General features: G+C 47.9%; 3 protein-coding genes. All 3 read right to left on the bottom strand.

The window, feature by feature from the left end:
• Window positions 1–29 precede the first annotated feature (29 nt).
• A complete protein-coding gene (locus H6570_02950; protein MCB9318215.1) occupies window positions 30–4,490 on the bottom strand; it encodes a T9SS type A sorting domain-containing protein in 4,461 nt (1,486 codons plus the stop codon).
• 448 nt (window positions 4,491–4,938) lie between these two features.
• Entirely contained in the window at window positions 4,939–10,245 is a 5,307-nt protein-coding gene (locus H6570_02945) for a T9SS type A sorting domain-containing protein (protein ID MCB9318214.1), read from the bottom strand.
• A gap of 54 nt (window positions 10,246–10,299) precedes the next feature.
• Complete coding sequence (locus tag H6570_02940) at window positions 10,300–14,193, bottom strand: T9SS type A sorting domain-containing protein (GenBank protein ID MCB9318213.1); 3,894 nt, start codon at window positions 14,191–14,193, stop codon at window positions 10,300–10,302.
• Window positions 14,194–14,366: the final 173 nt, after the last annotated feature.

The raw sequence follows: 14,366 nt of genomic DNA, 5'->3' as shown, positions 1-14,366 counted from the left end.
AAACAGTAAACTCTTAGAGCAAAACAGAATTATTCAACAATAATCATCTTGCGAGTTGCAGTAAACTTGCCAGTTTCAAGCTGATAGTACAGGATGCCAGAAGCTTGCAGATCCGTCTTATTGATCGTGATCTGGTTCAAACCTTTAACATACTCACCGTCGATCTGCTTGATCAGCTTTCCAGTTACATCCATGATCTTCAGGGTTGCACTGGAAGCTTCCGGCAGGTTAAATCCGATAACCGTGTTCGAATTGAATGGGTTCGGATTGTTCTGATACAATGCAAATCCGTTGCTTGCAATTGATCCGTTGGCTTTGAATGCAAGGTCTACACCTTGTACTTCAGCCCAGGTATTGTAAGCTTCTGCAGCAGTAACCTTGGAGTTCACCTGTACGGATTCTTCCAGGTCACCATTGCTCAAGGCACGGAATGCGATCGTAAAGAGGACATCTTCTTTACCATAGGAAACTGACTGAGCCTCATTCCAGCTGGTGGTGATGATTCCTTTGCCTACCTGGTTCAAACCAATGTTTGCAGCGGTCACATTCAATACACCTGGCTGAACGCCGGCATAAGACAGTTCGGAATTATTGAATTCCAGGGTAAACTGATATCCGTCTATGTTATTGAAGTTTTCGGCCGTAACCGGTACTTCGATGACATCATTTGCTTTATAGCTGATCTGAGGCATGGTCAGCGTCAGTGACTCGTTGCTACGGATTTCAGTCTTCTGCAGTTCGTTAGGACTGTTGGATCCGTTTACATCACCCACTTTGATACCGACGAAGTTCACAACCATATTGCTGCTCAGAGAGCTGATGTCGTATGATTCCGGGAACTGCTCTGCAAGCGGATTTTCCGGATTCTTGAATGCATAGGTGGAAGAAATGAATCTCCAAGATGTGTTGGACTTAAAGTTGTCATCCACACCCAGGATCAGGCGGCGCAGTTGGACCAGGTCACTGGCAGTAATGCTACCGTTGTGGTCAATGTCTGCGGCGATGATCTTGTATGGTGAATTCAATTTCTCGTAACCCAGGATGTGCTTCTGGATGTAGACCAGGTCAAGGGTTGAAATACCGTTAACCGGGTTGATGTTTTTACCAGGTACCAGTGAGTATTTACCACCCAGTGGCATGGTTCCAAAGTTGAACATACCTTCTACACCGGTGTTGATCGGATTCGATCCGGCACCTTTCAGTTGTACGTTAACCTGAGCAACACCTTCCTGCGTCTCGGTAACAACGCGACCTGCGATGTTTCCATTGGCATTATCCGGACTGGTGCAAGCTCCCATGTTATCCTGTACATCGAGGGTAACGGTACAGAAGTCCTGGTTGCCGTACTCATCGGTAACCCACATTTCCAGTTGTTGTTGACCTACGCTTCTGCAATCGAAATCACGGTACGTATCGGTGGTATCGGCACTGAATGACAGCGCTACGATATCCTGGCCGCAATAGCCATAGCTACCGGCGTCGAAATCACTGGCCCATACCCGGATCATACCAAGATCAGGATCATTGTCCTGGTTGGTATCGACTGGCATCAGGGTGATGATCAGGTCATGGCAATATGGTGTCGGTTTTTTGCAAAGTCCTACATAGAAAGGAATGTATGCTTCTGCCTGGTTGCCGCAACGGTCGGATACGATGAAGTGTGCTACATAAGAACCAACTTCATAATCATCCGTCAGGGTTGCTGTTGAACCAAACTGTACATCCTGTCCCGGTACGCGTGCTTCTGCACCACCTTCATAGGACAACAGTACTGTCCACTTCAGGTCGCCGCCCAATGAACAGTCATCGGAAGCCGACATCGAGATGGTAGCCGAACCCTCACAAGTATTGGCATCAGAAGCACAAGCCACATTGATGGTGGTATCTGTAAAGGTCGGAGGAGTCGTGTTGATCAATTTGATCACCTGTGTATAGGTCATGTAACCGTCACCGTTATCTTTCAGGTTACGATTGATTTGCGGACGGCTTGCGGAAGCGATCAGACTTTCGGAAGCACAGATGTCACGACCGTGATAGTCGGCATCCGGATTGTATGCACACCAGTCGATGATCGTCCAGGTACGCAACAGTTTCAAGCAGGCACCAGCTACGATCTGGTACTCTTCGTCCACGTAACGAACACCTAATTGTTCACAATCATCATCACTGATGATCGGTTCTCCAAGTCTTTCCGGACTGGCATCGATCTGCATATTCTGAATACAGGTCAGGATGGTGTCTTTCGGGAAGATGACTTCAAAGTCCGAACGGTGTTTGATGTATACACGTTGTGAACAAGTCGTGGAGTTACCGCAGTTGTCGGTAATCACCCAGGTTCTTTCAGAGTAACTGTTGCAATTATCATCGTAATCAACGGTTGTGCTGTCTACCGTATAATCGCTGCAGTTTTCTTTGATACCAGGTCTGGAGAAGTAGGAATATGGATCTACCAGGATATCTACGTCATCCAGTTTCAGCCAATATTTGCAAGTATCACAGTTATCAAACGCGCTGTTTGAAGTATTGTGTGATGCAAAATCTGGAGAAGCAAGTGAGTTGCAAGCAGCGTACTGATTGTTACCGTTACCATAGGTCACGCCGTCACAGTATACTGTAACATCTTCGTGAGGCAGGCATACCGGCGGAACTTTATCGTCAACCAATACCTGTGTCATACACTCACTGTAATAGTTCCAGCTGAACTGCGGATCACCAATATGCTCGATGGCATCGATAATAGCTGATCCAACCTGGTCTGCCGTCTTGAGGCTATCAACCAATTTGGCATAACCATCATAAGTGAAGTTGCAATAGAATTTCTGTTCGGATGAACCGTACAGGTGCGGATCATAAACGCGCTCGATGTGGCAGGTGGAGTACACACGTGTTACTACCTGATCGTCATCGGCACATCCTGAGAACTCTACATAATCGCCGAATACATTGCAATCCAACCATACATTGATGAATTTCTGGATTTCACTGTAATAACGATTGTAGTTGTTTAGTCCGAAGATGGTCTTCAAATTGGTTTCCCAGTATGTACGTGCTTCGGTAACATCACTCATTCGTGCAGCTGAGAAGTGCAGCGTTGGGCAACAGTTATCGTGGCTACCATCATCAAAGGTGGTTGCGTAAATACGGGCCCAACATGAGTTGGGATCCAGTGTGGTTTGTGTGATTTCATCACAAACCGGAATCGGAGGTGTTTCATCCAGAACATGTACCCGGAAAGGCAATTCCAGTGTCTGTTCGCAGGCATCGGTAATATAGATGGTACCTTCAAACCAACCAGCCGGCAGGTACGTTTGTACTGCAACGCCAGGAGTAAATACTTCGGAGAAGATGGAAGGAGTTCCCTGGTGACCAGGTGCAGCGTATTCAACTTCTACCCGTACGCGACTGATAGCAGAACAGTCTTCGATTTTGGTTGGGTAAGGGAATACCACTTTGCCCTGGCAATCGTGTGGCAGTGCTGTTGCCGTAACATCGGCATAAGCATCCGCTGTCGGGGGCAGCGTATCCATGATCTTAATCCACTGGACGCAGGTGATAACAGTATCACGGCACCAGTCTACGATTTCCCAGGTACGGCGTATTTTCTTGCCGTTACCACAGATTTCCCATTCGTGGTCATTGAAAGATCCATACAATTTACAGATCGTTCCGTTTGGATACAAAGGAATCGTATCACCGTCCACAATGGCGCTTGGAACTCCGGAAAAGTCCGGATTGATAACTTTTTTACCATTGATCATGGTATAAAGCGTATCTGCCGCATAGCATTCGTACATCGTATCAGCAGGACAAACGATGCTATCCAGAGGCACGCGCTCTACGTAAAATGTATCGTTGCAGTCAGCCACTGTTCCCCAGCGGTCACGTGCAACTATACGACGAACTGCCAAACCTGCAAAACGGACAGAATCACATGGATATTCGGTGTAATCCATCGAAATGATCACCGGATAACCGGTTAACGGATCACAGTTGTCCATGGCCATTCCCGATGGGAAGCGGTCCAATCCGGCTTCTATCAACGGCAATTCGGTGCAATAGACGGTATCTACCACACAGCCTAAGTTGGGACCTGCTTTGTCCTCAACCCTGATGTTTGACCAGCATTTGTTTTGAGTATTTCCGTCAATAACAACGGCGGTCATCAACTGGCCTATGTAGTTACAGTTGACGTCCGGACGGTCCAGTTTACGGTTGAATTGGTCGTATAATACAACCGAAAGATCATCGCAACCGTTAGCCGTCATGTCTGCCATGATCATGGCCGGGGTTACGGTCACGGTACCATTTTTCATGGTATCCAATGACAAGTTAATGTTCGTACAGCCCATTGGACACTCTTGTGCCTGTACCTGGCCTGCGAAAGCCAGAAGCAGCAACAGTGTTCCTGTGGCGAGTGCCCTTAGTTTACCAACTATTGGGACGAACTCTCCAATAGCAGTGCGATACTTAAGAGAGTTAGTTTTCCTCATGAGATCCTAGTTTAAGAGTTATTAAATAATAATATGCTTGGAGCAAGACAATGGCCCGGCTCGATGAAAAAACTCGTAACAGTCCATGCCTTGGAAAAGCCACAGACTTACTAGGTCTATTATCGCACTGTAATAGGTTGGTAGCGAATCTAGGTTCTAGATTAACACCTCAGGAAGAAAACTACAAGAAGGTTCTAATATTAAAATGTCTTGCTATAAACACTTATTTATAAGCTAAGACAATACAAATATAGGATTTCGATAATATGAACGATTACCGAGGTAATGGTATTTTTTAGTGTATCGTATAGTGATATTTATAATAATCTAAATATCAATAATATATAAAATAGATGTCACAATTACTTTGTCGAAATAACTGGAAAAAGCCCCCAGATACTAGTACCTGGGGGCTTAACCAACGAACAACGAACTAAGATTATAGAACTTAGTTTATCCTTATCATCTTTCTGGTTGCTGTGTAAGAGCCCGACTGAATCTGATAGTACAAGACACCCTGGGCTTCTGACAGTTCTTTCTCCAGTCGAATCTGATGTACTCCTTTCGCATAGGAATTATGCTGATCAACCAGCACTCTTCCGGTTGCATCCCATACCCGGAGTATAACATCTGAGCTTTGAGGTACATAGAACCGGATGTCAGTATAGGCAGCGAACGGGTTTGGCTGGTTTTGGAACAACTCAAACTGGGCCGCCGGAGCCTGCGCGCCATCGTAACTCAGGCGTATCGCAGCAGAATTACCCTGGTCGTGGTATGCTTCTGCTTTAAGACGCTCGGATTGTAACTCAATAGCCTGATCAACCTGGCCGGATTGATGGGCCAAATAAGTCAGTGTGAACAATGGTTCGTCTTCCTTATTCTGAACCCCACGGACATCGGCAGCAACAACCTGCAACCCATCCTCATCGGCATGGAAATCAAAGACATCTTTCCACTGGGTTCCGGGCTCTACACGGATCAGTTCCAAACTGCCATCTGCAATCTGGAGGCTGGTCTGCCAGCCTTCCCAGCTGCCGGCGTCTCCATACACTGGTACCGAGATCAGCTCACCCGGCTGGTAGCGCTGGTTAGGCAGGTGCCAGGTGGTTGCGTCATGACTCCGTACTTCTGCCGATTGCAACTTTGTTGTCCGTACCGAACCGTCAAAGTCACCAAGTTTCACGGCGATGAAATCAGAATGCATCGCTGAGTTAATTCCGTCAGGTAACAATATGGACTCCGGAATCGCTTCAACCCACGGATTAGTCGGATCCGGGAATTTGTAATCTGCAGCATAAAACTTCCAGGATTGGCCATGTGACCACTGATTGATGGCACCAACCAGCAACTTCTGCATTTCATATACATCCCTGGTGGAAATACTGCCTGAAAGGTCAATATCGCCAGCCAGGTATTGTTCCGGTTTATTGAATTCCTGGATACCCAGAATGTGTTTCTTCAGCACAATCAGGTCAAGAACAGAAAGACCATTTCTGGGGTCATCTTTTTTCACCGGTGTAACAGTATAGTTGGATCCATGCTGGATCGCATTGAGTTCATAGATTCCGTCGGCATCCGACATGGCTTTTACCGGATTCGTGCCACGGGCCTGGACCTCTACATCTTCAACTACGCGGCCATCCGGAGTAAGAATGGAACCACCGATGGTTACCAATGGCGATGGGCAGAAGCCCAGCGTATCCAGTACGCGGATGAGCGTAAGACAAGTATCCTGGTTTCCGCTTCCATCCGTTGCCACGATCGGAACAAAAAGCAATCCAACACTGTCACAGGTATAGGTCCTTACCGTATCGGTGATATCCGTGGAGAAGGAGAACCAGATCTGAGTACTGTCATAAAAATTATCGTGAACGGTCGTGATGAACTCAATGGGCCGGACTGTAACCGTCGGTATGGGATCATTGCTCACTTCCCGGAAGATCTTATGACAACTGAATACCGGTGCAGTCACGTCCTTCACTTCAACGACAACCGTTGCCGTGTCGCGGTTTCCACAGGCATCCTCTGCATAGAAGGTAACTTCCGTCTGTCCAAGGTAGAAGGTGTCCGAAATGGTCGCCCCCTGATCGTTATAGTTATTGGTGATGGTAACTGCCGGATCACAATCATCGGCGGTCGCCGGCGGCAAAGTGACGATTACGAAACCATTGGCTGTATCCGGAGCAAAAATACACGTATCATTCGGCACGGCAAGTACAGGGGCATCCTTGTCCTCAACACGAATTACCTGAAGGATAGAACACGCGTCATTGTTTCCACCACAAGTATCGGTGATGATCCACGTCCGGTGTATCTCAAGTAAACATTGTACACCACCATTGGAAATCGTCTCATCATTCCAGGTGACTTCTACGGCATAACAATTGGAGCCAAAATCAACAGTAGGTCTGGATCCTGGCAGACTATCCGGATGCGTTGAAGCTGAACAGCTTATCAGGTTAATGGTATCCAGTGCCAGCCTTACAAAATCACAGGAGAATGGTTCGGCAGGCTGGAAGATAGCCCGGTACGAACAAGTATCTCTGTTCCCACTATTATCAACGGCTATGAACTCATAAATAACGGTATCACGTCCACACAGCCCGCTTACAATGGTTGAATCAACCAGGATGGTATCCACCACACCGCAGGCATCCGTAGCCGAAGGTAAGATTGCACTAACTGAACTTCCGCAAGCGACGGTAACATCCCGGGAGCAATTCAATACCGGAGGTATCGTGTCCGTAACCGTCACGAGTACATCCAGTGTGCCGATATTGCCACAGGAGTCGCGTCCGGTGAAGGTGATGGTATTTACACCCACCGGAAGTGAGCCGCTGTATACTGCTCCTCCCCCTTCACTATTGGTAATCACAACAAATGGATCACAATCGGTGGCAACCACGGTGTCCAGGGTAACCTGTGCCATGCAATTGGTACCTGCACCCACCGTGATATCAACCGGTCCGCTTAACACCGGCGGAGTATTGTCATCAATGCGGATCACCTGTATCGAATCCCAGCGGCCTGCTCCGGTCGCAAGATCCAGATTACAGGAATCGATTACCGTCCAGGTACGGAAGATGACCAGACAGAATGAATCTGATTTTCCTATGGAATCCGAACTGAATACGTATACGTTAATACAGGGCTTGCCTGCAGTGTCCACCGTTGTCGAGCCGGTATTTAAATTAGCCGGATCAGGACAATCGGTAAAGGTCAGCGGTGTCGCCGGCCAGGTGATATCATCTTCCGTGAACAATCCTGCCCCGGAGATGGTAATGGTCTGCGTACAAATCGAGGTATTGCCGGATCCATCGGTAGCGATGTACTCACGGATAACCCTTCCTTTGCCACAAGCATCGGTGATGGAAGTGTCTGAAAGCAGATCCACCGTAGCAGAAACGCAATTATCAGATAAAATGATAGAAACCGGCGGAATGGGATCACCGCAATTGATGATGGAGTCCCGGCATACGATCGTCGGAGGTGTGGTATCCTGTACCGCCACATGAACCGTAAGGGTATCCCGGTTTCCACAATTGTCCACAGCATAGAACGAAATGTCATATTCTCCCACCATCATGATTCTGGTGAATTTCGCTCCACCTCCGAAGCTATTGGTAACTACGACATTCGGATCACAGTCGATCACGGTAACTGAATCCAGGTCGACCGTATCCGTACAGTTCGTGGTTGCATAGAATGTGGCATCCGTAGGACCGCTCATCAGTGGCGGTGTGGTATCATTGATCCGGATCATCTGTGTGCAGCTCCACATGGAGTCGGGCTGACAAAGATCACGGATGATCCATTCACGGGTTAAAATGATGCAAAACTGTGGGGATGAACTTTGAGTGACCCGGTAGGTCGTATCGATATCGTAGCAATCCAGGTTGCTCAACCCGGTAAAGCTGATATCCGGTAGGTTCATCGCATCATCCACGGAACAACCCTGGATGTCCAGGTCATCCGGACATACGATGTTGGCTGCACTGAATGGATGTTCATTGATCACGACAATCCGCTGGGTAGCGGTATCGCGTAACCCGTTGCTGGTATTGATCGCAATATAACGGCGGGTAATGGCACCAACGCCGCAGTTATTCAGACTGTTCTCAATTGTGTCGATCAGGATGTCAACCGAAATACCACAAATGGACTGGATAGTAGGTTGTGCCCATTGGATGGTCTGTCCGCAATTCGTGGTATCCTGAGCTGGCAGTACGGAGATTACCGGAACACCACCACCTACACCGACGATGGTAACCCGGAACCGGCAGGTACTTTGATTCCCTACCGGGTCGATTCCCCGAACTGTAACATACGTGATGTTATCATCTTCACAACAGAAAGTCACACAATCTCCATAGATGAGGTCGTTCTCTCCGTCATTACACAGATCTTTGTCCTTACGGATAGCCAGATCAACATTTCCACAATTATCCGTTGCGGTTATGGGTAAATCGTCGAGGCAGACTACGGAGAAAGAATCTACGTTGACCTCTACGGTTATATCATGACAAATGATCGTTGGAGGTTCATCGTCGTAAACGTGGATCACGGTGCTACCCATGGTCTCATTACCACAGGCATCCTTTACCACATACTTAATGGTGTGGTAACCTTTTTTCAGTTTGACTTTGCTGCCTTTATTCAATATGGTGGTATTGTCCACCACTGCGGTAATGGTCACATTGGGTGAACATGCATCCTCGACGGATTCCGGCCCCATGATCATATAGGTTGCCATATCCGAATGCAGATCCGTGCCTATTTCGATGGTATCTGCGAATACCGCAGTCGGAGGCGTACGATCCACGACAGTAATTACCTGATATTGTTCGCGTACGATCTTGGTGCACCATTCGGTGATGAACCATTTACGCCAGATAACGAAAGTGTTACCGCATTCTTTTTTGATTTGATCTTTATAGGAATAAATAGCTCCGCATAAGTGTGTAAATGGTTTACCGTTTATGGTTGGGACCCCTGTTACTGCAGGATCGGTATTTGCTACCGGACATTCTAGAACGATATTCTTGGGAATTTCGACCGCAAATACACTCGGTCGTGAGATGGTAAATACTTGGGTGCAAGTAGATGCGTTGCCACTGCGGTCTGTAACCGTCCAGGTGCGGGTTATGGTCAGTGAGTTATCCAGATCCCGGCAATTGGGATTCATTTCCATGGCGTCTTTGTACGTATATTTCAGCTCATCAGCTGGCGTACAATTGTCTGATGCCGATGGTTTGGCTTCATCCAGGGCATCCTGGCAAAATAGGGTGCCGCCAGGACTGCAGGAGATTACAGGTGCAAGGGTATCCATGACTTTCACCCAGCCATTGCAGGTGAAGTTGGTACTCAGGTCACGGATCACATACGAGATCCGCTGGCCTACACTATTGCAATTGAAGGAAGTGCTCCCTCCGTTGCCACTCACCTTCAGGCTATAGCTGGCTCCAATAGGAACCGGACCACCCAATGCTTTATCAAGGGTCAGAGTCGCGGTCCCGGAACCATCCAGGTACAAAACTACGTCATAGCACCAGCCAAACGCCGGATCCGGCGTAAAGGGAACCGCACTCGGCTCCTCTGGCACGTAAGGACCAAGCAACTTGGCTTTATCAACAACTGACGTTGCGTGCACCGGATGGGTGAACAATGTCATCAAGAAAGATAAAACTAAGCCGACCTGCCATACCAGGGTTCTCGGGGTTCGAGACATCCATTGGTTAAACCATGTTGTTTTCATAAACCGGTCGTTTTTAAATAATTGTATTAATAAGTTGTTATTCATTGTCTAGGATTAGCGCAGGTAGATCATTTTATTCTGGAGCAGGCCATCATGCGTGCGTATCGAATAGATGTACATCCCCTGCCGTGGCAGTTCATTGCCCTGAATGACGATGGAGTTCAGCCCCTTCTGTCCGGCCATCTGACGAACCAGCACCTCCCTTCCTGCGATATCCATCACCGATAGTACCACTGGGGTATTCTCGGGTAGGAAGTAGTCAATGATGGTCTGATCAGCAAACGGGTTCGGGCGGTTTTGGGCCAAACGCAAGCCTTCGATGCCGGATTGTCCGGGTATCAGCGCCAGACTGTTGGTCTGATCCTGCTGATAGACTTCGGGCAATAAATCGTCACTGGTAAACTGCAGGTGGCCGTCGAGGTTGGTAGCCTTACGGGCACGAATGGTCAGGGTAAGCAGCACCTCTCCCTGTTTGAATTCGCCAGCACCTAACTGAGCAAAGCTGAATTTGAATATTCCATCCTTCAATCCTCGTTCGTTTGCTGTGCCTGCTTTCAGCATGCCCCCTGTTTGAACAGCCTCAATGGTTGCTACCTCAGGGTCCAATTCCAGTACAAACTGTCCGCCCCACACATCGTGCAATGCATCCGCTGTCAGTTCAATCTGGTAGTCCTTACCTTCCTGGAGGAAAGGAGCATTGTAATAGATCGGAAGTACCGGGTTCGAACGGATCTCAGCCTGATTCAGCTGACCCAGGATGGCCGTATTATCAACATCACCCATTTTTACACCAATAAAGTTGATGTCCATATCCCTGGAAGCCTGCTGAATGCTGTAAGACTGAGGATAATTGTCAGCAAACGGATCGTTATCGTTCTTAAACTGGTAGTCTTTGTTAATAAAGACCCAGGAACGCTGGTCTTTGAAATCGGCTAGTCCAAGAACAATTTTCCGCAAGTCGATGACGTCACCTCCATTTATCTGGCCACTGAAGTTGACATCTGCTGCCAGCAGATTGTAGGGGCCAACCAATTTATCGGCTCCCAGGATGTGTTTGATGATCTTAACCACATCGAGGGTGGAAACGCCATTGAGCGGATTGATGTCTTTCTTTGGCCTGATCTCATAGTTCTCATTTTTCGCCACTTTCAGGAAATGGTATTCACCGCGCAGGTCGGTGCTCACCGGATGACTTCCATTTGCATCATCCTTCATATAAACATCTGCCTGGTCAACAGCCTTCCCGGTGACAGTGGTGATTTTCCCCTGGACACTGATCTCGCCCTGGTTACCACTTGGTGCCGGTCCCGGGCATACATTGTTGTTATCCTGGATGGTTAGCGGAACATTGATAGCGAAATCAAAATTGCCGGATGCGTCGAAGACATAGATCGTCAGTAATTGTAGGCCAATATCCGCACAGGTAAAGGTGCGCAGGGAATCAGCAGGGTCATCCGAATAGGAGAATGTAATCTCGTCATCCGGCGTGCAATTATCGAAACTGGACTTGTTGAACTTACGTGCTGGCACCTCGATCATTCCCGCCGGAGCCATCAACGTGGTGATCAGGCTTTCCAGCTGCGGGGTAGGCAGTTTGTTATCCCGTGCAGTCACCAGGTAGAATGTATCTATGACATTACCACATCCGTCATCCGCGTAAATAAATACCTTGCTCTGCCCGGCAGGGAATGTTCCTTCCGGCACATTACCGGTACCAGCCGTGTCAATGGTCAGATCATTACCATAATCTACACGGAACCGATACTTCAGATTGCTGGTGCAATCCGTAGCTTCAAATTGATCCAGCCGCGCATGAACCGGGCCACAACCCTGATCGATACTGATCGTTACATCTTCTACGCGGGTTACCCACACCGGCGGGACCGAGTCCATAACCTTGATGACCTGCAAGTGCCGCCAGGTACCCGGAATATTGGGGTCAAAAGGATCGTATTCGCTACCGGTGAACTGGCACCAGTCCAGCACTTTCCAATAGCGTAATATTTTCAGACAGACCCCTGTTACACTTTGGTAAACTTCATCGTAATAGCGATAAGCGATCTGTGAGCATCCATCGTAATAAATGTGTGGCGATCCGGTCACCGTAGTATCGTATGGTGTCCCGCAACCGTAAAGAACGGTATCTCCCGGCCACTCCAGATGATCCGGATTATTGGCATCAAACGGATCATTGTTTACAGAGACAATAATTTGGGTGCAGCGTGATGAATTTCCAGATGCATCGCTGGCTTCCCAGGTCCGGTAAATAGTACCGGTATGGCAAGCATCAAGTTCATCCGTGTTGGTACTGATCAGCGTCAACCTGGGATCATCACAATTATCAGACACCGTGGGCTCACTTACTGCAGAAAGATCCAATACCTCACTGCAGTCTATTGTAACTGCCTCGCCACACAGGATCGTCGGCGCTGCCTTATCCAGAATGGTGACGCGCGCCATACACTGTGCGAAATGTCCCGTGAGCGTATCGTCCGATACCGGACCGGTTCCTGGATACTGGTCGTATCCTCGCAGCAGTACCATGACCGTATTGCCGGCATCCGTACAGCAGAAGCGAATGTTATCGGAAAAAGCATAGTCCGGATTATCAAAGGTCGTACATTCTCCGGTAGGTACATCCATCCGTTTGACCTTAAGGAAGACCTCACCACCGCACAAATCCTGAGAACCATTGTCAAACATGGAAGCAGGAACGGTAATTTCATTAAATCCCTCGTTGAATTGGAATTGTATATCCTTACAGACAACCGCAGGCGGCGTATTGTCCTCCATGATCAAGACCATAGTATCCCGGCTGAATTTTCCGCATCCATCCCTGAAGGTATACTCAAGGTGGTGTGTGCCGGGAGGCACCGTGGTAAATCTGCGGTCGGCACCGGCTAATTGTGCTCCTTCAATCCAAAGGATATCGATCGTGATATCCGCTGAATCAATGCAATTATCACTCAGTTCAGAAGGTAAAGGAGCTGTAAAATCTCCAAAGCATCCAGCTAATCCGGTACTTGCGTACATGGTATCCGGTATCACAGCCTGAGGGGCAACGGTATCCCGGATTTCAATAATCTGAGTCTGCTGGCGCACACCGGGAGCACCGCCGCAGTCATCCATGATCGTCCATCGACGTAATATCTTTTGATTGGCCGGACAATTCAGTACCATGACCGAGTCTGAATAAAAGACCCATAAATTGCAATTGGGGTTTGCACCGGTAATCGGAACCGAGTCAAGCAACGGCCAACCGGTAGCAGCTACACTGGTATCGTAATTTTCACAGATTAGAAAGGTGTCTCCAACGATGCTGGCTGGAAATTCCACCAGGGCAAGATCGGCTCTTCGGGCATAAATGGTGTCACGAAACAGGGTTGTATTCCCGCTCGCATCTTCCACTTGCCAAAGCCGATAATACTTGGCATAAAAAGTCGGGTCACTGCAACCCAGCAAGTCTAATTCGGTATCTCCTAATTGGGTAACCCGGGTTTCCGAGCAGTCTATGACATCTGCTTCGGTCGGCTTAGGAAAAGAATCGACCGGAACAATGCAGGAGACCGTGTCTCTGGCGGGATAATCCAATACAGGCCTGGTTGTATCTGCCAAAGTAATTATCCCCCGGCAGGTGTCTGTACCTAGTATGTCAAAGACCAGCTTGTAGATAAATGGTTTGCCGACAGAATCCAGGCTATTGCTGATGACAATCTGACCCTGCGCGTTAAATAATAAAAATGATAGTGGAGGCAAGCACAACATCGGGTCCTCCGGCAAAAAATCGGCTAATGAAAGCGTGTATTCACACCCTGTAGGAGAAGGGGTATACACCTCTATCGAGGCACATGGACAGCTTAACTGTGCATTGGCCTGGGTAGTGATCCCTGTCAGTAATAGTAGCGGAAGTATCCACATCTTCCATCGTTGGTTAAAGATAGATTCCATAATCATTCGTTTAGACCTGGTTATAAAAATTCCGGCCTATAGGTTTGCAAATAGGTTTTTTACTGTTTTAGGGAAGGGAGGGATGACAAATAAGTATAATCTGATAAGTGTAGTAACTCTATTAAAAACAGATTATACATTACAAATTTATGTAATGTGTTTGAGACACCAAT

The sequence above is a fragment of the Lewinellaceae bacterium genome (genome assembly GCA_020636135.1).
Lineage (GTDB): Bacteria > Bacteroidota > Bacteroidia > Chitinophagales > Saprospiraceae > JAGQXC01.
This window is presented reverse-complemented; position numbering and strand designations above follow the sequence as displayed.

What these genes read in the sequence shown, in the direction of transcription:
- H6570_02940 (MCB9318213.1), bottom strand. Translation starts at nt 14,193, where the DNA reads ATGGAATCTATCTTTAACCAACGATGGAAGATGTGGATACTTCCGCTA.
- H6570_02945 (MCB9318214.1), bottom strand. Translation starts at nt 10,245, where the DNA reads ATGAAAACAACATGGTTTAACCAATGGATGTCTCGAACCCCGAGAACC.
- H6570_02950 (MCB9318215.1), bottom strand. Translation starts at nt 4,490, where the DNA reads ATGAGGAAAACTAACTCTCTTAAGTATCGCACTGCTATTGGAGAGTTC.